Origin of the sequence: Rhizobium leguminosarum (assembly GCF_004123835.1) — a bacterium.
Taxonomy (GTDB): domain Bacteria; phylum Pseudomonadota; class Alphaproteobacteria; order Rhizobiales; family Rhizobiaceae; genus Rhizobium; species Rhizobium leguminosarum_M.
This window is the reverse complement of the sequence record NZ_MZMU01000003.1, coordinates 434,440-459,161: the sequence shown is the minus strand read 5'-3', so window position 1 is coordinate 459,161 and position 24,722 is coordinate 434,440. Positions and strand designations below refer to the sequence as shown.

Annotated in this window: 24 protein-coding genes and 1 pseudogene; 8 read left to right on the top strand and 17 right to left on the bottom strand. The window is 60.4% G+C overall.

Annotated elements, in window-relative coordinates; all coding sequences use genetic code 11:
* Positions 1-20: 20 nt before the first annotated feature.
* Complete coding sequence (locus B5P46_RS06000) at positions 21-1,472, bottom strand: FAD/NAD(P)-binding protein (RefSeq protein ID WP_206735314.1); 1,452 nt, start codon at positions 1,470-1,472, stop codon at positions 21-23.
* 87 nt (positions 1,473-1,559) lie between these two features.
* Positions 1,560-1,988 (bottom strand): OsmC family protein, encoded by a 429-nt coding sequence (locus tag B5P46_RS05995; protein WP_129417907.1) that lies wholly within the window; start codon positions 1,986-1,988, stop codon positions 1,560-1,562.
* A gap of 145 nt (positions 1,989-2,133) precedes the next feature.
* Here B5P46_RS05995 and B5P46_RS05990 point away from each other — a divergent pair, with 145 nt between their 5' ends.
* From B5P46_RS05990 to B5P46_RS05980, 3 genes are read left to right on the top strand one after another with little or no spacing between them, the layout of a single operon-like run.
* Complete coding sequence (locus B5P46_RS05990; protein WP_129417906.1) at positions 2,134-2,394, top strand: hypothetical protein; 261 nt, start codon at positions 2,134-2,136, stop codon at positions 2,392-2,394.
* A 46-nt stretch (positions 2,395-2,440) separates the two neighbouring features.
* The gene (locus tag B5P46_RS05985) at positions 2,441-2,674 is read left to right on the top strand and encodes a DUF2188 domain-containing protein (RefSeq protein WP_129417905.1); all 234 of its coding nucleotides are present in this window, start codon (positions 2,441-2,443) and stop codon (positions 2,672-2,674) included.
* Between the two features lie 18 nt (positions 2,675-2,692).
* The gene (locus B5P46_RS05980) at positions 2,693-3,544 is read left to right on the top strand and encodes a Ku protein (protein WP_129417904.1); all 852 of its coding nucleotides are present in this window, start codon (positions 2,693-2,695) and stop codon (positions 3,542-3,544) included.
* 56 nt (positions 3,545-3,600) lie between these two features.
* On the opposite strand, the gene B5P46_RS05975 is transcribed toward B5P46_RS05980, so the two are convergent.
* Positions 3,601-4,407, bottom strand: coding sequence for a Ku protein (locus B5P46_RS05975; RefSeq protein ID WP_129417903.1), 807 nt, complete (start codon positions 4,405-4,407; stop codon positions 3,601-3,603).
* 216 nt (positions 4,408-4,623) lie between these two features.
* On the opposite strand from B5P46_RS05975, the gene B5P46_RS05965 reads away from it, so the two are divergent.
* The 3 genes from B5P46_RS05965 to B5P46_RS05955 are packed head-to-tail and all read left to right on the top strand — an operon-like array spanning position 4,624 to position 7,850.
* On the top strand, positions 4,624-5,358 hold the full coding sequence (locus B5P46_RS05965) for a GDSL-type esterase/lipase family protein (RefSeq protein WP_129417902.1): 735 nt from the start codon (positions 4,624-4,626) through the stop codon (positions 5,356-5,358).
* Between the two features lie 43 nt (positions 5,359-5,401).
* Entirely contained in the window at positions 5,402-6,757 is a 1,356-nt protein-coding gene (locus B5P46_RS05960) for an O-antigen ligase family protein (protein WP_129417901.1), read from the top strand.
* Positions 6,744-7,850: an acyltransferase family protein gene (locus B5P46_RS05955; RefSeq protein WP_129417900.1), complete on the top strand. Its 1,107-nt coding sequence runs from the start codon at positions 6,744-6,746 to the stop codon at positions 7,848-7,850. The genes B5P46_RS05960 and B5P46_RS05955 overlap by 14 nt, the downstream gene beginning before the upstream one ends.
* A 100-nt stretch (positions 7,851-7,950) precedes the next feature.
* Here the strand turns inward: B5P46_RS05955 and B5P46_RS05950 are convergent, their stop codons facing one another.
* Together B5P46_RS05950 and B5P46_RS05945 are read right to left on the bottom strand one after the other, a co-directional pair.
* The gene (locus B5P46_RS05950) at positions 7,951-9,096 is read right to left on the bottom strand and encodes a right-handed parallel beta-helix repeat-containing protein (protein ID WP_129417899.1); all 1,146 of its coding nucleotides are present in this window, start codon (positions 9,094-9,096) and stop codon (positions 7,951-7,953) included.
* 74 nt (positions 9,097-9,170) lie between these two features.
* Positions 9,171-9,821, bottom strand: coding sequence for an esterase/lipase family protein (locus B5P46_RS05945; RefSeq protein ID WP_129417898.1), 651 nt, complete (start codon positions 9,819-9,821; stop codon positions 9,171-9,173).
* Between the two features lie 216 nt (positions 9,822-10,037).
* On the opposite strand from B5P46_RS05945, the gene B5P46_RS05940 reads away from it, so the two are divergent.
* A complete protein-coding gene (locus tag B5P46_RS05940) occupies positions 10,038-11,057 on the top strand; it encodes a LacI family DNA-binding transcriptional regulator (protein ID WP_129417897.1) in 1,020 nt (339 codons plus the stop codon).
* Between the two features lie 15 nt (positions 11,058-11,072).
* Here B5P46_RS05940 and B5P46_RS05935 read toward each other — a convergent pair whose 3' ends face one another.
* The 12 genes and pseudogenes from B5P46_RS05935 to B5P46_RS05885 all read right to left on the bottom strand — a co-directional run bounded on the left by B5P46_RS05935 (position 11,073) and on the right by B5P46_RS05885 (position 22,953).
* A complete protein-coding gene (locus tag B5P46_RS05935; RefSeq protein WP_129417896.1) occupies positions 11,073-12,083 on the bottom strand; it encodes a zinc-dependent alcohol dehydrogenase family protein in 1,011 nt (336 codons plus the stop codon).
* Between the two features lie 88 nt (positions 12,084-12,171).
* Positions 12,172-12,960 carry an L-iditol 2-dehydrogenase gene (locus B5P46_RS05930; RefSeq protein WP_129417895.1) on the bottom strand — a complete coding sequence of 263 codons (789 nt, stop codon included), beginning with the start codon at positions 12,958-12,960 and terminating at the stop codon, positions 12,172-12,174.
* Between the two features lie 137 nt (positions 12,961-13,097).
* Entirely contained in the window at positions 13,098-14,156 is a 1,059-nt protein-coding gene (locus B5P46_RS05925; protein WP_129417894.1) for a carbohydrate kinase family protein, read from the bottom strand.
* Entirely contained in the window at positions 14,156-14,827 is a 672-nt protein-coding gene (locus tag B5P46_RS05920) for a D-lyxose/D-mannose family sugar isomerase (protein WP_129417893.1), read from the bottom strand. Before B5P46_RS05920 ends, B5P46_RS05925 begins: the two co-directional genes overlap by 1 nt.
* Positions 14,827-15,981 (bottom strand): Gfo/Idh/MocA family protein, encoded by a 1,155-nt coding sequence (locus tag B5P46_RS05915; RefSeq protein ID WP_129417892.1) that lies wholly within the window; start codon positions 15,979-15,981, stop codon positions 14,827-14,829. Before B5P46_RS05915 ends, B5P46_RS05920 begins: the two co-directional genes overlap by 1 nt.
* A 22-nt stretch (positions 15,982-16,003) precedes the next feature.
* Positions 16,004-16,828, bottom strand: a complete 825-nt coding sequence (locus B5P46_RS05910; RefSeq protein WP_129417891.1) for a class I fructose-bisphosphate aldolase — start codon at positions 16,826-16,828, stop codon at positions 16,004-16,006.
* Positions 16,829-16,965: 137 nt separating this feature from the next.
* Complete coding sequence (locus B5P46_RS05905; RefSeq protein ID WP_129417890.1) at positions 16,966-17,739, bottom strand: SDR family NAD(P)-dependent oxidoreductase; 774 nt, start codon at positions 17,737-17,739, stop codon at positions 16,966-16,968.
* 11 nt (positions 17,740-17,750) lie between these two features.
* The gene (locus B5P46_RS34690; RefSeq protein WP_206735336.1) at positions 17,751-18,476 is read right to left on the bottom strand and encodes an SDR family oxidoreductase; all 726 of its coding nucleotides are present in this window, start codon (positions 18,474-18,476) and stop codon (positions 17,751-17,753) included.
* Positions 18,477-18,509: 33 nt separating this feature from the next.
* Positions 18,510-19,784 (bottom strand): annotated as a pseudogene (locus B5P46_RS34685) (D-tagatose-bisphosphate aldolase, class II, non-catalytic subunit); the annotation flags it as partial.
* Positions 19,784-20,761: a tagatose kinase gene (locus tag B5P46_RS05895; RefSeq protein WP_129417888.1), complete on the bottom strand. Its 978-nt coding sequence runs from the start codon at positions 20,759-20,761 to the stop codon at positions 19,784-19,786. The gene B5P46_RS05895 and the pseudogene B5P46_RS34685, both read right to left, overlap by 1 nt.
* Before the next feature lie 30 nt (positions 20,762-20,791).
* The gene (locus tag B5P46_RS05890) at positions 20,792-22,006 is read right to left on the bottom strand and encodes an ROK family transcriptional regulator (RefSeq protein ID WP_129417887.1); all 1,215 of its coding nucleotides are present in this window, start codon (positions 22,004-22,006) and stop codon (positions 20,792-20,794) included.
* Positions 22,007-22,068: 62 nt separating this feature from the next.
* Entirely contained in the window at positions 22,069-22,953 is an 885-nt protein-coding gene (locus tag B5P46_RS05885; protein WP_129417886.1) for a sugar phosphate isomerase/epimerase family protein, read from the bottom strand.
* 298 nt (positions 22,954-23,251) lie between these two features.
* Between B5P46_RS05885 and B5P46_RS05880 the strand changes: the two genes are divergently transcribed.
* Positions 23,252-24,685 (top strand): extracellular solute-binding protein, encoded by a 1,434-nt coding sequence (locus tag B5P46_RS05880; protein ID WP_129417885.1) that lies wholly within the window; start codon positions 23,252-23,254, stop codon positions 24,683-24,685.
* The last annotated feature ends 37 nt before the right edge of the window (positions 24,686-24,722 follow it).

Genomic DNA, 24,722 nt, shown 5'->3' with positions numbered 1-24,722 from the left:
AGCGACATATTGGTGGAAAATCAGGCAGGATGCCTATTCGCCGCGCTGGTCCGCAGCTTTTCGGCGATCTCGCCGGCGATGAAGAACGCATGCTCGGTCACCTGCGGCAGTCCCATCAGCTCACCGAAGGTGCCGCGCGCCAGCGGACCGGAGATCAGCAGCGAAGCATCTGCCTTTCCCGACGGGCCGATCGCCTCCGAGCGCTCGGTGCAGGCAAGGCCAAGGCCGGTCGGGTCGAGCGTCAGATGGCCACTTGCGGCCAAGGCTGCGAGCCAGGGCTGGGTTTCGAGAATGCCGCCATGCGCCGGGCCGGTGGTGACGACGACAGCGTCATAGCGCCGCTCCAACGGCTGGCGCTGATGACGCGGCTGCAGGGTGCAAAGAATGAGCTCGCCCTCGATGCGCGCATCGGCAACCGACCCGGCCAGGATATCGAGGCGACCTGCAGCAACCGCCGCGTCGAGCACGGCCTCGACCTGCGGGGCGATACGGAAACGATGCACATCCCAATAGGGACGCAGATGGCGAACGAGACGGCGTCGTTCGGCAACCGGTAGCGCCTGCCAGAGATCGTATCCCTGCGCCCGCACCTGATCGATCACCCCATGCCAGCTTATGCCCTCTTCCTTCGCCGCACCTATGGCGGCGCGGATCCCTCTCAGCAGCGACACGGCGGAATGGGCTGCACTGGAGACGAAATCGCCGAAGAGCTCCTGCGGTACCGGCGGATGGCCGCGAGACCGCAGACCGCGGCGCGAGATCGCGGTCACCGGACCGTCATGCCCGCGCTCAGCCAGCGAGGCAATGACATCGGCGGCCGTCAGGCCGTTGCCGATGACCAGCACCCGGTCATGCGGGCGGATCACCTCGAGCGCGCCCGGCATCGTGGTGTCGGCGACGAAACGGGGATGGGCGGCAAGCCGGCTCGCAAGCCGGCCGGGGGCTACCGGCGGCGGATGGCTGGTGGCGATCGCGACGATATCGGCCTCCGTCACGCCGCCTCTATCGTCGAGGATCGACCAGCGGCCGGCACGGGCTTCGACAGCCGTCACCGCAGCGCGGCAATGACGCACGCTGCCGTCTTCCAACAGCGGCTTCAGCAGCGAGGTGACATATTCGCCGAACAGCCGGCGCCGGGGGAAGAGCGAGCCATCGGGCTGCCTGGCCTCAGGGTCGCCCGCGACGGCGTCGCGGGCTTCGATCCAGGCCAGGAATTCGCCCAGGTCATCGGGCTGCAGGCTCATCTTGGCGGCTGGAACATTGATGCGGTGGGCCGGATCGGCCGTGTCATAGGCAAGGCCGCGGCCGAGTTCGGCGCGCGGCTCGAAGACCATGATGGCAGGGCGCTCGCCGCAGTCGGCTCTCGCGAGATGATAGGCGACGCCGGCGCCGGAGACACCGCCGCCGATGATGGCGACGACGGGCTGTTCAGACATCGGGAGAGGCTTGGGCTGCATGGTGGCCGGGATCATTGCTTTCGATGCCCGAGCATAGAAGCGGGGCAGTGGTCACGCAATCCTCCTCCCCCGATTGTCTATAATTATTATGTAGATTTAGCCTTACCCCAATATCGTCGTCGAGAACTCGGGATTGCCGCGGATGGTGTTGCTCACCGTGCAGATCTCGTCTTCGGCGGCATGGGCGATTTTCTGTCGGGTTTCCTCGTCGATATCGCCCTTGATTGAAAAAGCGATGTTGAACCTGGCAACGCGCGAAAGGCCTTCCGTCGCCTTCTCGCCGGTGACCTCGGCAGTGATCTCGCTGATCTTGTCGAGAATACCCATCTGGCTGGCGGCGATGCGGGCGCTGAGCACCAGACAGGCCGAGAGCGAGGAATAAAGCAGATCGAGCGGATTGAAACCCGGTTGCGACGGCGCGGTGACGATATCGATCTCGCCCTTGGTGGCGGAGGTGACGTGCGGAAAACCGATACGGCCGAGAACGGCGGTGGCGCCGGTCGGGCGGGGACGAGCCTTGAGATCGGCCATGTTGAAATCCTCTGACGAACATCTTGCAAATAGTGATTTCCGCCTCAGGTGGCAATGGCAAGCGGCCGCCCCTGGGTTTCGGAACCTTTCCATCCGTCATCAGTTGAATACACCTGAACGAAATCAGTGACAAAGGTGGATTGCGATGCCTGATGTCCGCAGCATGGATCGCCAAAGCCGGCGGATGGATGCCCGCGATCGGCTGATCGTTGTGCTCTATGCGCAGCTGAAAGCCGAGCGCGAAACGCGCGAGACACTGGAATGGGCAATCCGCAATGGCGCCGTCTCACGGGAGGTGCTGGAAGCCATCGCTGCCGATCCGGTTCCAGTCGTTACCAGCGAGGATATCGCGTCGCTAGAGAAGATCATTGCGCTCGATGAACGGCGCAAACCAAATCGGAACTAGCCGACGACATCATGCACCCTATTTGAGTAAGAAGAGGAGATCCGAAATGGCCGATATCACCTATCAGGTCGTGCCGCATGATAATGGCTGGGCCTATAAGCTCGGCGACACACTTTCGGAAACCTATGCGACAGCTGATGAAGCGATTGTCCATGCCAAGGACGCCGCATCGCGCCAGAAGATCGGCGATGGCGATGCGCTGCTCGCCTATCCCGCGCCCGACGGCCGCGGCTGGGCATTTCAGGAACTCGAAACCGACAAGAGCCGCAGCCGGCTCTGATTTGCGACGGAGGATGGAATGGCCGCCCGGGCAAGCTGGAAGGGTCATCTGAAGGTGGGCGACCTTGCCTGCGCCGTCGGGCTTTACACCGCCGTTTCCTCCTCCGACCGCGTATCCTTCAATATTATCAACCGCAAGACCGGCCACCGAGTCGAACGGCAATTCGTCGACAGTGAAACCGGCAAACCGGTCGAGCGGGGCGACCAGGTCAAAGGCTACCAGATGGAGAATGGCGACTACATCGTCATCGAGGGCGACGAGATCGCCGAAATCATGCCGGAAAGCGACAAGGTCCTCAATATCAAGGCTTTCATCGCCTACGACGACATCGACAAGCTGTATTTCGATCGCCCTTATTACCTCGCGCCCGTCGACGAGCATGACGAGGAGGCGCTGTCGCTGATCGCCAGAGGCATGCGCGAGGGTAAGGTCGCAGCTCTGGCCGAAGCCGTGCTTTTCCGGCGCAACCGGACGCTGCTGATCCGCCCGCATGACGACTGCATCGTCGCGACGATGCTGAATTTCGACTACGAGGTGCGCTCGGCCGATACGGTCTTCGACGACATTCCCGACATCAAATTCGACAAGGAAATGATCGCGCTTGCAGGCCATATCATTGGCACCAAGCAAGGCAGCTTCGAACCGAGCGAATACGAAGATCGCTACGAGGCCGCCCTCGTCGAGCTGGTGAAGGCGAAGATCGAGGGCCGGGCGCCACCGAAGAAGAAACAGGCCCCGGAACGCAAGGTCGTCGACCTGATGGAAGCGCTGCGCCAGAGCGCCAAGATGAGCGGCAAGGCTCCAGCAAAGAAGGCCGTGGCGAAGAAGGCGCCGGCGCGCAGCGACAGCCGCAGCAAGAAGGCAAGCTGAGATGGCCTCGACCCTGGCGGGCGATGGGCAATCTCAAGAAATCGCTGGCCACTTTTTCATTGGCGCGGCTTCTCGCCGCCTTCGGCCGCCAGGCTCTTTTTCAGCGCATCCATGATATTGATGACGTTGCCGGTCGATTTCACCGGTGCGGGTTTTTCCGCGGGCGCCGCCTTCTTCAGGCTCTTCTGCTTGCCGCGGATCATCGACTTCAGGCGTTTCTGGATCGGATCCTGCACCATGGCCGGGCTCCAATTCTTCGTCTCTTCCTTCACCAGTTGCGTCATCAGCGTCAGCAGCTTGCTGTCGATCTCGGCCTTGCTGTCGAGTTCGGCCACGGGATCACGCACCTCGTCCCCATAGCGCAGGGTCCAGAGAACGATGCCTTTGCCTAGCGGTTCCAGCAGCACCGCACGCTCGCGGCGGTAGAGAACAAGGCGGGCGATGCCGACGACGTCATTTGCCTTCATCGCCTCGCGGATGACGCAGAAGGCTTCCACCCCGACCTTGTCCTCGGGCGCCAGAAAATGCGGTTTGTCGTACCAGATCCAATCGATCGAGCCGCGCGGCACGAAACTGTCGATCTCGATGGTGCGGGTGCTTTCGAGCCCGACCTCCTCGATCTCCTCGTCCTCGAGAAGCACATAGTCGTCCTCGCCGCGCGGATAGCCCTTCACCTGGTCCCGCTCGGGCACCGGCTTGTGGGTGACGCTATCGACATAGCGGCTTTCGACGCGGTTCTTGGTCTGGCGATTGAGGACGTGGAAACGGACCTTGTTGCTTTCGGTCGTCGCCGGCGTCAGCGAGACGGCGGCGGTGACGAGCGATAGCTTGAGATAACCTTTCCAGAATGTCTGACGTGCCATGTCTGTCCTGTCTCCCGGACACGGTTGGGCATGGCAATCAACGGCGGGTTCGGCCTTTGGTTCCGGCAATTGAAGATTTCGTCGATCGGATGCGGTGGGTGCGGCTGCCATGCCCGAGCATTGCGGGCGGAGGGACCAGAGCCACTCTTTCCTTGCCACCGCCATTTTCCTCTTCAATAATGAAAGCCCCAAGACGTCAGGATATCGGTAATCTGAATGTTGCGACTTTTCGCCAACCTCGTCATCGTCCTCGCATGCAATTTCTTTCTCATCGTCGGCAATGCTGGCACGTCCTTCGCACAGGAATGCCCTGACCCGACAAAAGCCACGAATGCCTCGGCTCAGCAAAAGCAGGCAAGCAAGCGACTTAATCGCGCTCTTCCCAGCTATCGCGCCAGATCGGCCCGATACAACATGGCTCTTGTCGGTGATTCCCTCGTCGAACTCTGGCAGCCCTGGATCAAGGACAGCTTTCCCACCCGCCCGGTGATGAACCTCGCGGTCGCCGGCGACACCACGCAAAATGCATTGTACCGCCTCGAGGGTTTAGACCTTCCGGATTTCCATCCCGCGGACGTCGTCGTGCTTATCGGCACGAACAACCTGGGTGCGAAAACCGCGCCATGCGCAGTGGCAGCTGGTGTCGTGGCTGTTGTCAGCAAGGTTCGCGCTCTTTGGCCGGGCGCCCATATTTACGCGTTGTCCATACCGCCTCGGGGCAAGCGCTACGCTTTCTACGAGGATGTACGAATTCCGGCCAACCAGCTTGTCGCATCGTCATTGGCTGAAATGCCGGGTGTCACGTTCGTTCAAATGAACGATGATATGTTGCGGTGCGGTAAGCCAAGCGATAAGGATTGTTCCAACTACAAGCCTGACCATCTTCATTTCAATGAAGGGGCATACAAGCTGATCACGAGCTTCCTCGCCGCAGCGGGTCTACAGCTTTGATTTTTGCCGCTCAGGTGGTTACCAAAACGTAAGGCGGAATGTCATGAGCACCTCATTTGACAGCTACCAACCGATTGGCCTGCAAAGACATAGACCCAGAGCTCGCGCGCAATATCGCATTCGGCGTGAAACCCTCGTTCGGATCCTCCTCTCGGCAATATTTTATATTTCCCTCTGGAGAGCGACCGGCATGTGGTATGGGCTGCCCGCCGACTTCCAGGAGGGCGTCGGCAAAGATCCCATGCCAATGCGACTGTTGCTGATGTCGCTCGTTCCACTCATTGGCCTCTACTGCTTGCTGGAGCCTAGGCGAGTCGTTGAATTGCTCCGCAGCGCTTCGCCGCTGGTCGGCATAGTCTGCTTATGCGTCTTTCTGTCGATTGCTTTTTCCGTCAGCGTTACAGCCTCGCTCCGGGCTCTCGTCGCCGTCGCATTGCTGACAGCTGGACCCCTTCTTTACAGAGCCCGTTATGGAGCAGTCGACACATTTGAAAGCCTGGCGAAATTTGCCATTGCGACGGCTTTCATCAATATTCTTTACACGGCAGCCTTTCCCCGGTTTGCGGTGATGAGAGGCAGTTATGCCGGGATGGTGAAAGGGGCGTTCTACCACAAAAACATGCTCGGCCAGTTTTCGGCAACAAACTTCATCCTGCTGCTTCCAGCCCTGCCGATGTGGCGTCTGCGCTATTATGATCTCCTGCGATGGACGGCGATGCTGCTCTACCTCGTGCTCATCGTGCTGGCGAAATCATCAACGGCGATCATCCTGCTTTCGATCGGAGTAGCCGTATACTACGGAATGAGCTGGATTCAGCGCTTTCCAGGCCGCATCTTCAGATCCTTCGTCGTTCTTCTTGCATTCGCCCTGCTGGGCTTCGTCGTGTCCGTCGCGTTGATGGGTGTGGCCCAGGCGATTGCCGAGTCATTCGGGAAAGACCTTACGCTCAGCGGACGTACGAATGTCTGGGAACAGTTGCTGCCGCTGATCTACGAGCGGCCGCTTTCAGGCTGGGGATTTGCCTTGTTCCGACAGCCCGATATCATGGAGCAATATGTTCGCCTTACGTGGGACGCTCAATCGACACACAACACCTATATCGAACTTGCGCTGAACATGGGCATACCCGCGACCATCATCTGGACGTCGTTCGTCGTGGTGCGGCTCGTGGCGAAGATGACCTCGTCGCCCCTCAATCAGGCGCTCGCCATCACCAAGAGAAAGGAGGTTGTCATTATCCTCCTGATCTTGATCGGCGCGTTCACCGAAGCCGGAATGATGCTGGCCCCCTTCATCTTATGGCCCCACACCGTGATCGCGCTTACGAGCCTTGGCCCGGAGTTCCTGTCCCGCTTCCGCAAACCGACCCAGGCAGGCGCGCAACATGCATCAGGCTAAAAAGATGACTTCAAATAATCGTAGACTGGTCGGCCTCGATGGGATTCGTGGCTTGGCGGCTATTTGCGTGGCAGTGCATCACACCGAAGGTTTTGTCGGTTTCGATGCAGCACCTGCTGCCTATCTCGCCGTCGACCTGTTTTTTTGTCTCAGCGGCTTCGTGATCGGTCACGCCTATGAGAGGAAACTCATTCAAGAGTCTTCGCTCTCTGCCAATGATTTCGCCATCAAGCGTCTCATCCGCTTATATCCGCTCTATCTGCTCGGTTTGCTGCTCGGCGTACTCGCATATGCAGGCATGTCGCTCAGCAGAAATCAGCAAATGGATCCGATGCTGTTTGCCACCTCGTTGATTGCCTCGATGTTCTTCCTGCCGGCGATCGGTGGAACATCGCTGAAGGCGCCGAACCTGTTCCCTTTCAACGGTCCGTCATGGTCTCTATTCCTGGAGATCGTGATCAACCTCGCCTATGGCTATACGGCGAGATTGCTGTCCAACGGTGTGCTCGCTGTCATCCTCGTCGCGTCATGGGTTTGGCTGGCGGCGCAAACGCTGGCCCATGGAAGCGCCGACCTGATCCCGCTCGACGGCGCCTTGCTCTCCGGATTTCCCCGCGTTCTCTTTTCTTTCAGCCTCGGCATCTTGATGTACCGCTACCGTCAGCGGCTTTCCCCTTCGGGCATCGGAAAAGCAGCCGCAGTGACAACAATCGTCGTCGCGACTGCTCTTCTCGTCTTCCAGGCGCCAGCCGCCCTGGTTGGCATAAAGGACCTGATTGTCATCACTGCTTTATTTCCTCTCGCCGTGCTTGTCCTTTACACAGCCAACTTCGATGGCGTGCTGCGGCAGCCCCTTCTTATTGCGGGAGAGGCGTCCTACGCACTCTATGCAATTCATGTTCCGCTGCTGGGATTGCTGTTGGGAGCCTGGAAAGCCGCTGGCCTGGGGCAACCGCCGGCCTGGGCGATCTTTGCCATTGTTCTTCCGCTGATCGTCCTATTGGCCATTATCGTCACCCGCCTCTATGATGAACCGGTTCGCAAAGCGCTCAGCTCTGGAAAGGCCATGAGACTTCGCTGGCGCAGATCCTGATTTTCGCGCGATGCGTAGATTCAAAAGTGTTAGAGCGTCCTTTCTCCGTCTGAAAGGACGCACGGCGCTCTAATCCCCGTGCAGTCAAGCGATACGCCGCCTAAGTCGAGAGATAGCGCTTGCGCCAAGGCAGCATGTTTTCCTGCCATGCGCGTGGCGTGAAGTCGTCATAGGCAGTCTCAGCGATCGCCAGCATCCAGTTCTGCGCCTTGCGGGCCAGCAGGACGCAGGACAATTCCATGCCAGGCTCGACCGTAATGGAGGGCCGGTTGGCGCCTGGGATATCGATCCCCTTGTTCCGCCATTGGATGCGGATTTCGTCGGGCTCGGATGTCCATTCGCCGGAGGCAACGGAGGCGTTGCCATCGGGCTTGAAGCGAAGCGGCGGCGGGGTGACATTCAGAAAGCTGCCATCGTTGCGATAGTTGCCATCGATATCACCTGCAGTCGCTTTGCCGTTTCCCTTGAGAACGATATCCTGTTCGCACCGCAGAAATATGTTGCGCCGGAAGCTGCCGGACCACCGACGGTTGGCGAAGAACGCGATGTCGCATTGGCTAATGACGTTGTCGTGGATATCGATGTCTTTGCGAAATGCCAGCTCCTGATCCGAAAAACCGCTCAGGCTGACGCCACGATTGGTGTTCTCGATCCAGTTGTCATAAATGTGATGGCCGGCGTGGTCGGCCTTGTCGCCGACGCCGTAGCCGAAGGAATAATCATTCATCCTGCCATCGCGCATGATGTTGCTGCGCACCACGGCGTCATCGCCGATCGACGAAAAGGAGAAATTCTTGCCGCCGATGAAATTGTACTCGACCAGGTATTTTCGAGTTTTGTCGCAGACCAGCGCGCCCTTGTTCGATGCGCTCGCCGGCGACTGCAGGAAGAGGTTGCCGCGGATAACGATATCGGAGCTGATATTGTCATCGCTGTTTTGATAGGCGAACTGGCAGCAGTCTGCTCCCTCGCCCGGGGCCGCGCCGATGCGATTATTCTCCAGCAACACGTGCGTCGTCTTCGTCAGGTAGATGCCGTCGCCCTTCACATTCTCTGTTTCGCAGCGCCTGACGGTGAGGTTCTTGCCATTGTGAAATTTAAAGCCGCGAGGAGAATTCTTGACGATAACGTCTTCGATCACCGTATCGGAAAACACCTGATAGGCGACGCCAACATCGGGCGCACCATCGATGACCTGTCCGCGCGTAGACGCGCCGTGAATTTTCTTTCGCAGGATGGCGGTCATTGCATTTCCTTCGATACCGGTGCAGCGGGGAATTAAGCAGAGGGCATGTGGCGGATGTTTGAATATTTGGAAATTCAGCTTGTAAACCGTCCATCTTTCAAAAACGACAGGGTCTGGCTCCACATCGTCTTGTTGACGGGCAAGAAAGTGTGGTTTGCCGGAATGACGATATGCGCCGCCGCGCCGTCGAGACGCGTGCTCTCCACCGAAACCTTTCCATCATTCGGCACTCTGAGGCCGATGATAAGCGAAGAGACCGGATCAATGGTCCGATTCCCAGCGATAATGCCAAGTTCGTAATCCACCGTGCCGAACAGCTCGGTCATTGCGGTTTGATCGGTAATCAGCTGCTGCCCTGCCGGTCCATAGACCTTCCTGTATAAGGGCCAGCTCTTGAGGAAATCGGCAACCTGACTGCCGTTGTTCGGCGTGCCGACCATCACAACTCTCCCCAGCTTGGCTGGGCGATAGCTCCTGAGAAACGCGCGGATGACCAGCCCACCCATCGAATAACCGACGAAATGGACCGGGCCCTCGCCTGCCTCCTTCGCAGCGCCGTCGATCTCGGGTCGGATGATGTCGATGAGGTCGCTGATCGAAAACTTGGTGGAGGGGTAACCGACATTCACAACCCGATAACCGTGTCCGGACAAAAAGCTGGCGAGCTTCTCCATGCTTTTTTTCGTCCGGGCAATGCCATGAAAAAGGAGGACTGTGTCGTTCATTATGTGTCCGCTCAACGGGCTGCTATCGATCAGGCCTATCCTGTAGCTCTCAAGGCGAAGCTTGTCACGAACGGCAGACGTTCTCGAATAGCGGCGCGCTTGATGCGGCGTTCCGCGAGTGATCTAGTGGATGATGAAATGAACGTGAACTTCAGCAGCCCGTCTCCATGCGCGTCTGAGAAGACGCAGGCGCTGTAGAGAAAGAAATGCGAACCCGTGACGACCAGCATCAGACATATCGCTAAACTTGCAGGAACATCGGTCTCTTCGGTCTCGCGCGTGCTCAACAACAGCGGTTACGCCTCACCCGAACTCAGGGACCGCGTCGAGGCCGCTATCCGAACGCTGAACTACACGCCGAGCAAGGGTGCCCGTATGCTGCGCGGCGCACCAAGCCGGATGATCGGACTGATGCTGCCGTCGATTGAAGTGCCGTTCTTCGGCATCCTAGCCCATGCGATCGAACAGGAATTGTTCCAGCACGGCTATCAGACGCTGATCTGCAGCACGGCGGAAAATATGGACCACGAGGTGCGCTATATCAGCATGCTGCTCGCGCAGCGCGTCGATGGCGTCATCGTGGCAAGCGCCTTCGGCAGCATCGAGCATTTCGGGGTGCTGCGGGACGCTCGCATTCCGATCATCGCCATTGACCGCGAGCTGAGCGGCATCGCTGACGACGCTGTCATGGCCGATCACGAAGAAGGTGGACGGCTGATGGCGCGCCATCTGATCGACCTCGGCCACCGGGCAATCGCCATCGTAGGCGCGCCGGCCCACAGCCAGCCGATCCAACTTCGCCTGCAAGGCATCATGGCGGAAATGGCGAAAGATGGCATCGCGCCTGCCGTCGTGGCGATGGCGGAAGAGCACAGCTTTGCAGAGACCTACCGGCTGGCGTGGGAGCTGCTGGCGTCTCGTCCTGAGGTCACTGCGATCATCGGCACGACCGACGTTTCAGCGATTGCCGCAATCCATGCCATCCAGGATCGCGGATTTTCCGTTCCGAACGACTATTCGGTCGTGGGCTTCGACGACCTGCCGGAGGCAGCCTACGTCTTTCCACGGCTGACCACGGTCGCACAGCCGATCCGCGACGTCGGACAGCAGGCAGCACGGCTGCTGGAAGCGCTGATCGAAGAGCACCAGCCGGGGGACGAACCTCGACGGGGTGCGATTGTCAAAGTGCCGGTCACGCTGATCGAGCGCGATTCCACCGGTCGCGTCCGCAACTGAGATGGGACCCCGAAGCTAGGGCCGGACGATGACCTTGATCTCGCCTGGCAGTGGCGCGTTGCCCACCACGTCGGCGACCTCCTCGAGACCTATGGTTTTGGTGACCAATGCGTCCAGTTCCAACGCGCCGCTCGCGACCATCGCCGCAGCGCGCGAATGGGTGAAGGGATTGAGGTAGGCCGGCCTGATATCGACTTCGTTTACCAGCAGATCGAAGGGCAGAACCGGCACTTCGACACCGGCTGGCGTGACTCCAAAAAGCACGAAGGTACCACCGCGCCGCGCCATCCTCAGACCGCTTTGAAGCGTGTCACTGACGCCGGCACACTCGATGACCACGTCTGCGCCGCCTTTGGTGACCTCTCGAACAGAAGTGATTGTATCCGAAGCGGCCGGGTCGAAGGCGTGCGTCGCCCCCAGGGCCAGAGCCGTTTGGCGTCTCGATTGCTGCCGCGTGATCAAAATAATCTCGCCTGCCCCAGCCAAGCGGGCCAGTTGCACCATGAGCAGGCCGATCACTCCCCCGCCGAGGATCGCGACGCCGTCGCCCGGACGGATCTTTGCCTTGTCGATAGCATGGATACAGCAGGCCAGCGGTTCACTGAAGGCGCCGTGAACGGGATCGAGGTCGGCCGGCAGCACGAAGGCCTGCGCGTGCGGCACCGCCACATATTCCGCAAAGCCGCCATCCCGTGTCACTCCGATCGCGGTCAAGCTCTCGCATAAGTTCGGCCGCGCCCGCGTGCAAGCCCGACAGGTGCCGCAGGAGATATTCGGGTCCACCGTAACAAGCTCACCGCCGGTAAACCGGGTCACCCGATCGCCGATCCCTTCGACTATGCCGCAGAACTCGTGGCCCAGCGTGACGGGGATCGCTGTCGGATACTCGCCCTTGTACATGTGGCGATCGGAACCGCAGATGCCGGCCACTGCAACCCGGACAAGCAGCTCGCCCGGCCCGGCAACCGGCTTCTCAACGCTGCGCATGGTCAAAGACCCGATCGACTCCAAGCGTACAGCCTTCATTCCACTCCTCCAGATCTCAAGTTCGATCGCCTATCGTGCTGATGAAGCCGCTTTGCAGGATGATGCGCCCGCGACGCGGCTCAAGCGCTCAGCTCATGACATTGCCGCCATCGACATTGTAGCACTGCGCCACGATATATGCTGCATCGGGCCCGGCCAGGAAGGCCGCCATGGCAGCTTGTTCTTGGGGGGCGCCAAATCGTCCGGCGGGGACGGCAGCGGCCACGCGGCGCTTGACGTCGCCGGGTTTCAAACCTTCCCGGCTGCCGAGTTTTGCATCGACGACGTCCCACATCGGCGTATCGACGACGCCGGGAGCGATGGCGTTGACGTTGATCCCATAACGGATCAGCTCCAGAGCGCAGCTTTGCGTGATGCTGATGACGGCCGCCTTGGAAGCGCAGTAAGCCACGGCCGGTCCTTCGCCCCGACGCCCGGCTTGGGACGAGAAGTTGATGATGCGTCCACCTTCCCCTCTCTCCACCATGTGCCGGGCAACAGCCTGCGTCATGAAGATCAGGCCTTCGATATTGACCTGAAATACTTTCGCCGTCCGTTCCCGAGATATGTCCAGGATGGACTCGACTTCGTAAATGCCTGCGGCGTTGACCAGGATGTCGATCTTGCCGGCGGTTGATATAGTGAAGCGCGCAGCTTCTTCGATGCTGTCCTGGCTGGTCACATCAAGCGCCACACTCCAGGCCTGAGGGCCGATTGCTTCGGCCACCCGCGCGCATCGTTCACCGTCGAGGTCCGCTATGACAACCCTGGCGCCTTCGGCGGCGAAGCGTTCGCATACCGCCTTGCCGATGCCGCTCGCTCCTCCTGTGACCAATGCCACCTTGCCGGAGAGCCGCGCCGTTTCCGCATATGTCATCGCACTGCCTCCCCGGTCGCACTTAAACCGGCAAAGGTGCCGTGCGCGGCTGTCATAATGAATAGTTTCATGTTTGCTCCTCCCTTTTTGACTGGACGCTGATCGGAGCCGCCCTCTCGCGGGGCGACGCCAATGGGCTAAGCGGATTGCGGGTTCGTCTCCTTCGCCTCGCGAAGAAGGACGGACATGTCGGGGATGCCGTCGGTGGCCGTCGCACCCTTAAGGCAACGCGCCGCTGCGGCATGGGCGACGGCGCAGATATGCTCGACAGGCCAGTTCTCATGCAGCCCGTAGAGCACGGCGGCACAGAAGGCGTCGCCTGCGCCGACGGTGCTGACGATATCATCGGGAGCGACCGGTCGTGAACGCGTCATGATCGGGGAAGCGCCTGATGCAAACCAGAAGCAGATTTCCGGTGCATGGATGATCGCGCCCTTGGTGACGCCTGCGGCAAGCAGGCGCTCGCCCGCTTCCAAAAGCCCTGCCTCGATTAATTCTCCCTTCGCATCGCGAACGATAACGCTGGTTGCCCGACCCGCCTCCATCTCGTTGATGATCAGGAAATCGCAGAAGGGCAGAGCGACGCCGACCTTGGCCGCAAATTCCGGGTCTTCGCTCGATACGAAATCCACACAGGTCGCAAGCCCCGCGCGGCGCGCTGCCTCCAGCAGGCGCGAGGCTCCCGAACGGCCGTCGGGGCCGGTGCTGTCGAGACCCGGCAACAGCATGAGGTATCCGAGATAGAACAGCCGATAGCCGGCCTTGGCGAAGGTCGCTGGTGAGACAAGCTCATCCGTGACGGCATCGTTGGCACCGCCATGATAGAAGAAGGTCCGGTTCTGGCCGGGCACATTCATGACATGCGTATGCGCCGTCACCCGGTCGGCAAGCGCCGTCAGCCCACCGACATCGACGCCGGCAAGTGCAAGACGGGCCTTGACGATTTCTCCGTCCTGATCCGCGCCGATGCATCCCGCCGCCGCCAGCTTTGCGGGAAATCCGAGCGAGGCCAGATCGGTAACGACGTTGGCCGCCCCGCCCCCCACGCCCAGATCCTGGTGCAGAATATGGGCAAGATTGCCCTGTTCGGGCCAATAGGACAGGGTGTGGACGCGATCGACGATGAAGTTTCCCGCGCAAACGATGCCGCCCTGCTTCTGACTGTCGCGATCGCAAACCTCCTCCCCGGCTCGCATCAGCTGCCTCCTTCGTTCCACGAGGGTCTCAGCGGCGGCTCATCTTCCTCGATCGCGGCAAAGCGCCCGATCGGCTCCAGAAAGAAATTATCGCTGTTGTCGTCGTTGACCTGGCTGACCTCGCCGACAAGGACAGGTCCGCCGCCTTTCCTGCCGTAAAAGCGGTGGTAAAGCCCGGTGCGAATCGTCACGCTCTGGCCAGGCCCGAGAACCAGCGGTTCCCATGCAGCGAGCCGGCGCGACAGCCCGTCTACCGGAACCGTCACATCCTCCGTCAGCACATTGCCATCGGCATCGGTTACGGCGAATTCGATGACGAGATCGCCGCCGGCGCGATTGATGATGTCTTCCATCTTCGCGGCATGACGGTGCGTCGGCGTGACCTGCCCTTCCCCAACGAAGAGCAACTTTTCGGCATAGGTCCGCTCACCCCTGATATCAACGATGCCATTGCGCAGGCAGAACAGCACGAGGCCGCATTCGGCGAAGCGGTTCGAGCCGAAATCGGTGACATCCCAACCCAGCTGATGGGCGCGCAAATAGGCTGAGGCCTCCGGATGAGCGGCAAAATCCGCTGCCGTCCAAGAGCCCCATACCGGCAGAGACCAGTGCCAGCGCTCGAGAGTCTCGGCTGCTCGCAGCAACGCGGCGTTGATCTCGGAGCGCTGCATCAGACGGACGCCCCGTCATACACGACCGGCACCACGACGTCTTCGCGGCCGGATTTGAGGGCTGCCGTCAGGACCGCATGATGCGCCTGCGCCTCCGCCGGCGTCGCGCAGCCGAAACCGTTGGCATTGCCGCCCGCAAGCTCGTCGACGAAGGCCGCCCACATCTGCTGTATGGCGTCGGCAAAACCGAATTCGAAGATCTTGCCTGTGATGGCGGGAAACAGCGAGCCATATCCCAGATCCTCGGTGCTCCAGGCCTGCGCACTGCCATTATAGTCCATCCACTGCCACTGGCGCGGCGACTTCGTGCTGAAGAATGCGCTTTTCTTCATGCCGAGAACCCTGATGTACCAGGTGTTGGATTCGCCGGGCGCGATACGCCAGGTTTTCAGCACCATCGGGAAATCCTGATCACCGGTGCTCACACGGCTGCTGATCGTGGCATTGTCCCAGGTGGTGCAGGGCAGCATGCCGCCCTTGCCGTCAGGACGTTCGGTGACCTTCTTGACCAGTTGCGCATGCAGGGTGGTCGGGCGCCAGCCGAGACGCAGCGGTACGTGCAGCACGTGCATGCCGAGATCACCCATGCAGCCATAGTCGCCATTGATCTCTGCCATGCGCTTCCAGTTGATCGGCTTCTGCCGGTCAATATCCGAAGAGTGCAGGAAGCCCGCCTCGACTTCGAGGATTTCCCCCATCTCGCCGCTTTTTGCGAGCGCGATGACCTTCTGTGCGCCGGGGAAGAAAGGCATTTCCGACGAGCAACGGACCAGGAGTTCGGGATGCTCGGCGAGAACCGCCATGATCTCCCGGTTCTGCGCGGCGTCCATGCCGAAGGGCTTTTCTCCGAGAAGATGCTTTCCGGCCTTCAGGATGTCGATGTAGAATTGCTGGTGCAGCACATGCGGGACGGCGCAATAGACCGCATCGACTTCGGGATTGGCCAGAAGCTCCTTATAGTCGGCGGTGAACTGCCGAACGGTCGGCACATGATCCCTGAACCAGTCGAGCAGCGTCGCGTTGGTATCACAGACGGCGACGATTTCCGGTCGCGCCTTCACATCGGCCAGATGCAGCCAGCGCGCCGCAGCGCTCGCGAACTCGCGCCCCATCAGACCGCAGCCGATGACGCCGAAGCGGAATATTTTCGTCATGACATCTCCTCCCAGACGCGCGTCAGCCAATGTGCAGCGAGGCTTGCTCGACGGAAGCCTTGTCATGGACAATCGCCATCAAGGCCCGCGTCATGCCGCCGGGATTGTTGTGTTGAATGACGTTGCGGCCATAAACGATGCCACGGGCGCCCTGCTCCATCAACTGTTTGGTGCGGATCAGGATTTCCTGATCCGAAACGCGGCCGCCGCCGCGCACCAGCACCGGCAGACCTTGGGCAATCTCGACCACGCGGTGATATTCCTCGACATTGTCGCAGGGGTCGGCCTTGATGATATCGGCGCCGAGTTCGGCCGCCTGGCGTACAAGCGGCAGGATCTTGTCGATCGCGCCGTCGACCATGTAGGCGCCCTTGGAATTGTCCTGCATGACAAGCGGCTCGACCATCAGCGGCATGCCGTAGATCTCGCATTCGCGCTTCAGGCTGTTCACATTGCGCACACAGGCGCGGTAGACTTCCGGCTGGTCCGGCAGCATCAAAAGATTGACGACGACACAGGCGGCATCCAACGCAACGCCGTGTTCCACCGGCCTGTCGATCATTTCGGAAAACAGCTGAGACGGCAGCGGATTGCCATAGATGTTGGCGATGTCGGTGCGCAGCACCAGCGCCGGGCGATGCTTGCCGGGAATAGCCTGCAGCATGGGTGCCGTCCCCGGCGGCAGCTGAATGGCATCCGGCGCCGCTTGCGCGATCACCTCGATGGCAGTCTTCATGTTCTCGATGCCGGAAAGGAAGGTCCGTTCATTGAACATGCCGTGATCGATGGCAACGTCAAAACAATTTCCAGACACGCCGAAAAGTCGGTTCAACCGCGCGGATTTCATCAGCTTCCTCCCAATATGGCAACGTTTCCACATTTGGATAAACGCAGCACGAATGCGAGTCAAGATTATGTGGTAACGTTTCCATACTGGTTTCCAGGTGTGGACGAAGCGCTGCTCGCACCTTCGTCCAGGAAGCACTACCAGCAGGTGAATCCTGCATCGACGTTGACGATCGCCCCGGTCATCAGGCTGGCAGCGCCCGAGGCGAGGAAGAGGACCGCGCTTGCAACCTCCTCCGGCGTTCCCATCCGCGCCATCGGGGTGTCGGCGAGCCAGAGCGGAATGCGCTCGCGATTGGCTTCGACGGCCACCACCATCGGTGTCTCGATATAGGTGGGCGCGACGGCATTTACCCTGATGCCGTGGTGCGCCCACTCGGCGGCCAACGAGCGCGTGAGGTGATGGACTGCCGCCTTGGAGACGTTATAGGCCGTCTGAGGCTGAGGCCGGTTGCAGATGTGGCCCGACATCGAGCCGAGGTTGACGATGGCGCCGCGTTTCAGCGAAATCATCGGACGACCGAAGGCGCGCGAGCACCAGAAGACGCCATTGAGATTGACGTCCATCATGCGCAGCCAATCCGCGTCGGTGAGATCCTGCGCCGGAATGCCGCTCTGGCCAATTCCGGCATTGTTCACCAGGACGGTCGCCGGCCGGCCGCCATCGGCAAGCTCGGATGCGATTGCGTCCATTCGGGCCGCGTCGGTGACGTCGCCGACCCGGACTTCGACGTCATAGCCTCTGTCGCGCAGCGCAAGCGCTTGCTCAGCGTCGGCCGCGCTGCGTTCGATGACGACGACGGCGGCGCCCGCCTCCGCCAGCGCCTCGGTGCAGCACAGTCCGATCGCACGCCCTCCGCCCGTGACTACCGCCCGTTCACCGTCGAGACGAAATTTCTGCTGGTAACTCATGTTCGGCTCCTTCAGATGTCAAAGGCGCTTGGAAGCACCACGATATCGCGGATGGTGACGTTACGCGGACGGGTCAGCATGAAGATGATCGCGTCGGCGACTTCCTTAGGCTCGATCAAAGCCCCGGCCTCCTTCGCCTTGCGAAGGTTTTCCTCCGGCCAATCCGCGAGCAAAGCGCTGATCACCGGGCCCGGAGAAACCGATCCCACGCGAATGCCACTTTTCAGAAGCTGGCGTCGCATCGTCTGGACAAAGCACGTCATCGCCCACTTCGATGACGAATAGACCGGTTCCCATGGAATCGCCGAATGGCCGGCGACCGAGCTGGTGACGACAATGTCGCCAGTGCCACGTTCGATCATGTGCGGAATGACATTTCGAACGTTCTTGATGACGACGTTGACGTTGAGATTGAGCATCCGATCGATGGTATCGAGGTCAGTTTCCATCAGGTCGCCGCCGATATAGGTGCCTGCATTGGCATGCAGGATGTCGAGCTTGCCCGTCTTCGACAGAATGCCATCGAGCAGACCCGCACACTCGGCCGGATCCAGCAAGTTGATCTTGAGCGGAATAGCGCGCTCGCCAAGCCGGGCACAAACCGTCTCAAGGGCCTTCTCATCGCGGTCCACCAGCACGACCGTCGCGCCAGCGGCGAGCATTGCCTCCGTCGAAGCGAGTCCTATTCCGGATGCAGCACCCGTGACCGCCGCGATCTTCCCATTCAATTCCGTCATCGATTTTTCCTCCTGTCTTGATTCTGATTGGCAATTCTTCCCGACGCCGCAGGCGGCGTGATAGTCCGAGAGACTCTTCGTCACTCTCCAGATCAAAACCTGTTCCGGATCGAGCGGCGCATCTGCGAAATCCTGCGCGGCCGGCATATGCTGCCAAAACAATGGCAGCGGTACGATTTGCCCTCGAAGCGCCTCGCACAGCTGCCGGACGGCATCTTGGGCTTCAGCCGACGCCCAATAATAGCGAATGCGGTCAGACAGCGAGTAATGCCGCAGCCAGCGCATCTCGGCGTTTGTGCCGTGGTAGTGGCGGCTCCAGTTGCCCGGCTGATCGAGCATCAGCGCTTCCATCGCCGCATAGAGCGGGCGCTGGCCGTAGTCGGGCAAGAGGTCAGAAGCGATCGCATCCAGCGCGTAGAGCGCTTCGCGTAGGACGAAGGTCAGCTCGGGACCGACCTTCAGAATGGGAAAGCCGTCCTCCACCAGCGCGGTCAAGGGCCGGGTTCCCTGATAGTCCGTCGAATGCGCCTCGAAGACGAACTGCGGCTCCTTGGTGAGCATCGATTTCAGCGCGTCTATCTTGCTGCGGTCATAAAGGATGACATTGTGATTGCCGAACTCGACGCCCGGCTGAACGACCAGCCCGATGGCCCGTCCAAATGCTTGGCCGAGTCCGGCTTCCGCAAAGATCCGGCGGTGGACCTCGATCGTCTTCAACGCCGCTGAGGCTGCCGTCGGTTCGATCGTTGTCAGGGCGTGATCGGCTCCGCCTGGCGGCGGCACTTCGGTGCCGATGACGTAAACCGGCATTGCGCCGCCGCTCTTCTTCGCCGAGGCCTCGGCGACCGCAGCAAGCCGGGCGGCACGATGGGCCGTGGTTTCGTCGTCGAGCGCCACCGGCTCGCCCTTGCAGCCCATCGAGGCGTCGAGGTGAATCTTGCGAAACCCGGCGTCGACATAGGCGGCAACCATCTTCTCGGCCTCGGCCATGGCTTCTTCCGCCGGGCGGTCGCGCCACGGATTGGGGCCGAGATGATCGCCGCCGAGAACGATCAGATTTTCGGGGCATTCTTCCTCGACCGCTATTTTGCGGACAAGGGACGCGAAGTCGCTTGGCGTCATTCCGGTGTAGCCGCCGAGGTGATTGACCTGGTTACAGGTCGCTTCGATCAGGACGGTGCTTGCCTGTTGCCGCCCGTGTCGGAGTGCTGCTCGAAGCACGATCGGATGGGCGGAGCATACGGAAGTCACGCCTCTCGGGTGGCCTTCGATCCTCAGCCTGGCCAGTTCGTTGAGATGCACCTGCATCACGGCCGCCTTTCGGTTGAAGCGATAAACGCATCGAGTTCCTGCTGAGTGCCGGCGCCTTCCATCGGACCGAGGACCGTCACGTTGCGGGCGCCGGCGGCCGAGGCATAGGTCAGAGCTTGCTGCGGAGACATTCCGAGCCGCCGGCAGGTCAGATAGGCACCGCCAAAACAGTCGCCGGCGCCGGTGGGGTCGACCTCTTGAACGACAAATGCCGGAGCATCGATGCGGTCTCCGTCCCTGCCGAAGTAGGTCGCGCCGTCGGCTCCGCGCTTCAGCACGATCTCCTTGACGCCCATCTCGAACAAGCGGCGGATCGCGTCTGCCTCGCCTTCGACACCTGCGGCACGCTCAAGCTCCTCTCCGGACGGCAGAAGCAGATCGGCGGCGGCAACAAGCTTGGAAAAGCGGCGCTCGGTCTGCTCGTCCAGCTTCAATTCCTTGCGAATGTTCGGATCCACCGAGAGCGATCCCCCGCGTGCCTTGACGATGTCGACCGCCTTGTCGATCACCTCGCGCGCACTGGGGACCGACAGAGCGGAACCCATCACGTGAAGGTGCCCGCTCCGATTGATGAGATCGCCGACCGCTTGAGACCAGCCGAAGCGTGCGGCTGCTGATGTGGCGATGTTATAGACGAAATCCCGGGAGCCATCCTTGCGGTAGCGGACAAAGGCGCTTCCCGTGGGATAGTCCGGATCGATCGAGATCGTCGAAACATCGACGCCGTCGCGTTTGAGGCGATCGGTATTGACACGACCGAAATCGTCATCGCCGACGGCGCCGACCATTGCGGCCTTGCCGCCGAGGCGGCCGCACTGCGAGATGAAGATCGCCGGCGCTCCGCTCGCGAACGGACCGACGAGCGGCTGGGCTTTAAGAAAACCGTCTCCGACCGTCGTGGCGACGATCTCGACGAGGATCTCCCCTACACAAACGGTGGGACCAAGCTGGTCCGGAGCCAGTACTGAAGTCATTTGCAATCCTGCTTTCGATCGTTCTTGTCGTCAACTCGTCGCCGATTGGACCGGCGCACCGTCCTCGTTGCCGAACTCCTCGCTCTCCAGGGACAGAAAGCGCTGGTGCAACATGCACGCCGCCCCGAAGGCGGAACCGAACTCCGCGTCATCGTCCACGACGATCTCCGGCATGGGGAAAGCTATATTCTGGCCCTCCGACATGTGGACCGCTACCCGGGCGGCGACCATCGGGTAGAGAGATGCCACGGAGCCACCCAGCACGATCCTGTCCGGGTCGAGCAGACGACAGGCCTGCAGCAATGCATATGCGAGATGGCGCGACCAGGTTTCGGCGATATTGACCGCGGCCGGGACACGGTCATGAACGTCGCCAAGGAACTCCTGCAGATCGACGTGCTTACGTCCAATAGCCTCGCGATACTGCCTGATCAGCACTTCGCGACCGATCAGCTGCTCAAACTTCTGACCGCCGCTTCCCGGCACCAGGGTGTGGCCGATTTCTCCCGCCAGGCCGTGGCCGCCCCGGAACAGTTTGCCATCGATCATGATGCCGCCGCCGACGCCGGTTTCCATGAGCAGGAACAGCGTCACGCCTGAGACGCCGTGACGATAGCTGTCGCCGATCGCAAACGCGTTGGCGTCGTTTTCAACCGCGATCGGCACCGCGGCCGGGAAAGCTGACCGCCCAATCTCCTTCAACGACACCTCTCGCCAGCCGATGATGGGTGCGAGAGTGACAATTCCGTTCGGCCGGATGTGGGCCGGCGCCGATATGCCGAGACCCTTACACCGTCCGATCATCCCCTTCGTCATCTCGCCGACAATGAGCTCGACGCCCTGCGCCACGGCCTCCTCCACCGTCGAAGACGGCGTGTCGAACGCGATTTTCCGACATGCCCGGACCTCGGCGGAGAGATCGACAACTGCAGCCGATATATGTTCGACGCCAATCTCTATCCCGACGAAGAATGCGGCATCGGGGACCAGTTCGAGCATGATGCCCGGACGACCGGCACGGGAATGCTCCAGGCGCTGCTTGCCGCTCTCGTCCGACTCCTGAACGAACCCGCCTTCTGTCAGCTCAGCGACGATCTCTCCCGAGGACGAGCGATTCATCCCGAGCTTCCGGGCGAGATCCGCCCGGCTGAGGCTTCGGTGGGCATAGATCGTCTGCAAGGCGGCGACGATATTGTTCTGTCGGATCCTGCGCGGCGAACTTCCGATGGAGACGGTGTCGTTCATATTTCAATTCCCTTCAGTCGGCCCAACCCTTACACGACTGGAACAGGCTGTCAGAAGGATAATCAGGGCCGCGCGTTTGTGGCGCGGCGGCGCTTGGCCTCGTCATATTTCAGCTCGATGTAGCGCTTCGCGTGCGCCGCAAGCGGATCATTATCCTCCCAGGTGTCGCGCCAGATCGCGCAGGCGAGCGACAGGCCTTCGTCCACGACCGTCGTCGAGAAGCTTTCGAACACGATGTCGCGCTTGTAGTCGATGTCGAGCAGGGCGTCGAAGATCAGATCGAAGTTGATGACGCCGTCGCCGAGGTAACCGCGGTTGCTCTCGCCGATGTGGAAGTAACCGATCTTGTCGCCGGCCAGGCGGATCGCGGCGGCCGGATTGGCTTCCTCGATGTTCATATGGAATGTGTCGAGGTGGAGACGGACATGTTCCGATCCGGTCTCGGCGATGAACTTCAGCCCCTGCGCCGCCGTATTCAGCAGGTTGGTCTCGAACCGGTTGACAACCTCCAGCACGAGGTCGACGTTCGCCTGCTTGGCGACTTCGCCGGTCGCGGCGATCGCGGCGACGCTGTTGTCCCAGCCCTTCCTCGTCGGCTGGCGATTGTACTTGGTGTGCGCGGAATAGAGAATCCCGCCCAGCTTGTTGCCGCCGATATCACGGACCGCACGAACGGCGTCGGCCAGCGTCTGCTTGCCGGCGGACACCGCAGACATGTCCTCGCTCGATACGTCCTTGTCGAGCGGCAGACCCATCGTCACGCCAATCTCCACGTCAAGCGACTGCGCAAGCTTTGCCAGTCGATCGAGATTGAATTTCTCGGGGCGCAGATAGGCAAATTCGATGGTCCGATATCCGTGTTCGGCCGTCTTGTTGAGGGCCATTTCCAGCCCTTCCTGCGTTTGACCGCCTGTCCATACAAATGAATGGATACCCAATCGACGCATTGCCTTTTCCTCCAAAAAATGCCTTTGGCTGCGGACAGTGCTATGCCATTTAGTTTGGCAAGACAACAAATAATTTTGGCTGAAAATCTTTTGCTGCTTTGCAAAATTACCTTGCAATGCAATATTTTAAGTCTTCCACCGTTGCATTCCGTCCTTCAACGGAAATTAGTTTTCTGCAAAAATCAAAGGGATAGATCCGTGATTTGCATGTTTAGACAACAAATGTTGCGTCAGCGGTTTTTTTGGCCTACACAAAAGGCCGGCGAAATGATCTCGCTGCACTTTGGGAGGATTGAAAATGAATTACGCTTTGAAGGCTAGCGCGCTTGCGCTGACGCTCGGCCTCGCCACTACCGCTTCGCCGGCCTGGGCTGACTTCTGGTCCGACGCCGGCGCCAAATTCAAGGGCGTGACGCTGCATGGCGTCACCGAAAGCACCCCGCCATCGAACTACATCAGGACCGTGCTCGCTCCGGAATTCGAAAAGAAGACCGGCATCAAGGTCGACATCGAGACGACGTCCTGGGATCAGATGTACGACAAAGCCATCAAGGACATGGAAGCCAAGACCGGCATCTATGACATGGTCTACATCGAGCAGGACATCATCTACTCCTATCTCGCCAGGAATTTCCTCGTCGACATCACGAAGACGCTGAAAGACCAGCCGGATCTGAAGGCGCCGACCTACGACGACGCCAACTTCACCAGCTTTGCCGACTACTTCAAGGACTCGAGCGGCGATCTCTTCGGCGTTCCGATGGAAGCCTTCCTGAAGGCCTATCTCTATCGCAAGGACCTCTTCGACGATCCGAAGATCAAGGAAGCCTTCAAGAAGGAAACCGGCAAGGACCTGAAGCCGGCGACCACGCACGCGGAATATACGGAGATCGCCGAATTCTTCACGAAGTACGGCAAGGACAACGGCATGGAGCTCTGGGGCACGACCGCTCAGGCACATACAGGCCATCCGGCGTCCTGGTATGAATTCTTCGAGTCCATCGCGCCGACCTTCGGCGTCTACAATTGGGGCATCGACGCCAAGAACAATTATGCGGCGACGGTCGAACATGGCGGCGCGATGAACGGCGACAAGGCGAAGGCCGCGTTGAAGTATTGGCTGCACCTGCGCGACATCGCTCCTCCGGAATCGACGCAGGCGACCTGGACGGAAACCGCAACGACCTTTGCCGCAGGCCGTGTCGCCCAGGGACTGATCTACGGTGAGAACGCCGCATGGATCGCAAGCGATCCAGCGCAGTCGAAGGTGGTCGGCCAGGTCGGTTTCGCTCTGCCACCGCTCGAGCCGGGCGTATTGGACGACGCAAAAGCCGGAAAGGGCTATATCGGCTACTACGATGGCGGCGCCTTCGGCGTGCCGGTCACGTCCAAGAACAAGGAAGCGTCGCTGCTGTTCCTCGAATTCATCGGCCAGAACGAAGTGCAGCCCGATTGGGCGATCGCCGCACCGCGCATCACCAACAAGGCGACGTTCGACGATCCGAAGGTGAAGGAGATGGACGTCAAGCTCGGCGGCTTCTACACGATGCTGAAGGACGACGGCAAGCTCTTCGCCGGCGCTCCCCCTTACCCCTTCCATGCTCAGGTCCGTGAAGCGACCGCTCCTATCTTCTACGACATCCTGACCGGCAAAATCGGTCCCGATGAAGGCCTCGACCAGATGGCGGCCAAGGCCGAAGAGGAGCTCACCTCCCTCGGCTATCGCAAATAAAACATCCTCCCCAACTGACGGGTCGTTCCGACGACCC

Bases quoted from the DNA above. Each gene is read 5' to 3' on its own strand.
- B5P46_RS06000 (WP_206735314.1), bottom strand. From the start codon at position 1,472: ATGATCCCGGCCACCATGCAGCCCAAGCCTCTCCCGATGTCTGAACAG.
- B5P46_RS05995 (WP_129417907.1), bottom strand. From the start codon at position 1,988: ATGGCCGATCTCAAGGCTCGTCCCCGCCCGACCGGCGCCACCGCCGTT.
- B5P46_RS05990 (WP_129417906.1), top strand. From the start codon at position 2,134: ATGCCTGATGTCCGCAGCATGGATCGCCAAAGCCGGCGGATGGATGCC.
- B5P46_RS05985 (WP_129417905.1), top strand. From the start codon at position 2,441: ATGGCCGATATCACCTATCAGGTCGTGCCGCATGATAATGGCTGGGCC.
- B5P46_RS05980 (WP_129417904.1), top strand. From the start codon at position 2,693: ATGGCCGCCCGGGCAAGCTGGAAGGGTCATCTGAAGGTGGGCGACCTT.
- B5P46_RS05975 (WP_129417903.1), bottom strand. From the start codon at position 4,407: ATGGCACGTCAGACATTCTGGAAAGGTTATCTCAAGCTATCGCTCGTC.
- B5P46_RS05965 (WP_129417902.1), top strand. From the start codon at position 4,624: ATGTTGCGACTTTTCGCCAACCTCGTCATCGTCCTCGCATGCAATTTC.
- B5P46_RS05960 (WP_129417901.1), top strand. From the start codon at position 5,402: ATGAGCACCTCATTTGACAGCTACCAACCGATTGGCCTGCAAAGACAT.
- B5P46_RS05955 (WP_129417900.1), top strand. From the start codon at position 6,744: ATGCATCAGGCTAAAAAGATGACTTCAAATAATCGTAGACTGGTCGGC.
- B5P46_RS05950 (WP_129417899.1), bottom strand. From the start codon at position 9,096: ATGACCGCCATCCTGCGAAAGAAAATTCACGGCGCGTCTACGCGCGGA.
- B5P46_RS05945 (WP_129417898.1), bottom strand. From the start codon at position 9,821: ATGAACGACACAGTCCTCCTTTTTCATGGCATTGCCCGGACGAAAAAA.
- B5P46_RS05935 (WP_129417896.1), bottom strand. From the start codon at position 12,083: ATGAAGGCTGTACGCTTGGAGTCGATCGGGTCTTTGACCATGCGCAGC.
- B5P46_RS05930 (WP_129417895.1), bottom strand. From the start codon at position 12,960: ATGACATATGCGGAAACGGCGCGGCTCTCCGGCAAGGTGGCATTGGTC.
- B5P46_RS05925 (WP_129417894.1), bottom strand. From the start codon at position 14,156: ATGCGAGCCGGGGAGGAGGTTTGCGATCGCGACAGTCAGAAGCAGGGC.
- B5P46_RS05920 (WP_129417893.1), bottom strand. From the start codon at position 14,827: ATGCAGCGCTCCGAGATCAACGCCGCGTTGCTGCGAGCAGCCGAGACT.
- B5P46_RS05915 (WP_129417892.1), bottom strand. From the start codon at position 15,981: ATGACGAAAATATTCCGCTTCGGCGTCATCGGCTGCGGTCTGATGGGG.
- B5P46_RS05910 (WP_129417891.1), bottom strand. From the start codon at position 16,828: ATGAAATCCGCGCGGTTGAACCGACTTTTCGGCGTGTCTGGAAATTGT.
- B5P46_RS05905 (WP_129417890.1), bottom strand. From the start codon at position 17,739: ATGAGTTACCAGCAGAAATTTCGTCTCGACGGTGAACGGGCGGTAGTC.
- B5P46_RS34690 (WP_206735336.1), bottom strand. From the start codon at position 18,476: ATGACGGAATTGAATGGGAAGATCGCGGCGGTCACGGGTGCTGCATCC.
- B5P46_RS05895 (WP_129417888.1), bottom strand. From the start codon at position 20,761: ATGACTTCAGTACTGGCTCCGGACCAGCTTGGTCCCACCGTTTGTGTA.
- B5P46_RS05890 (WP_129417887.1), bottom strand. From the start codon at position 22,006: ATGAACGACACCGTCTCCATCGGAAGTTCGCCGCGCAGGATCCGACAG.
- B5P46_RS05885 (WP_129417886.1), bottom strand. From the start codon at position 22,953: ATGCGTCGATTGGGTATCCATTCATTTGTATGGACAGGCGGTCAAACG.
- B5P46_RS05880 (WP_129417885.1), top strand. From the start codon at position 23,252: ATGAATTACGCTTTGAAGGCTAGCGCGCTTGCGCTGACGCTCGGCCTC.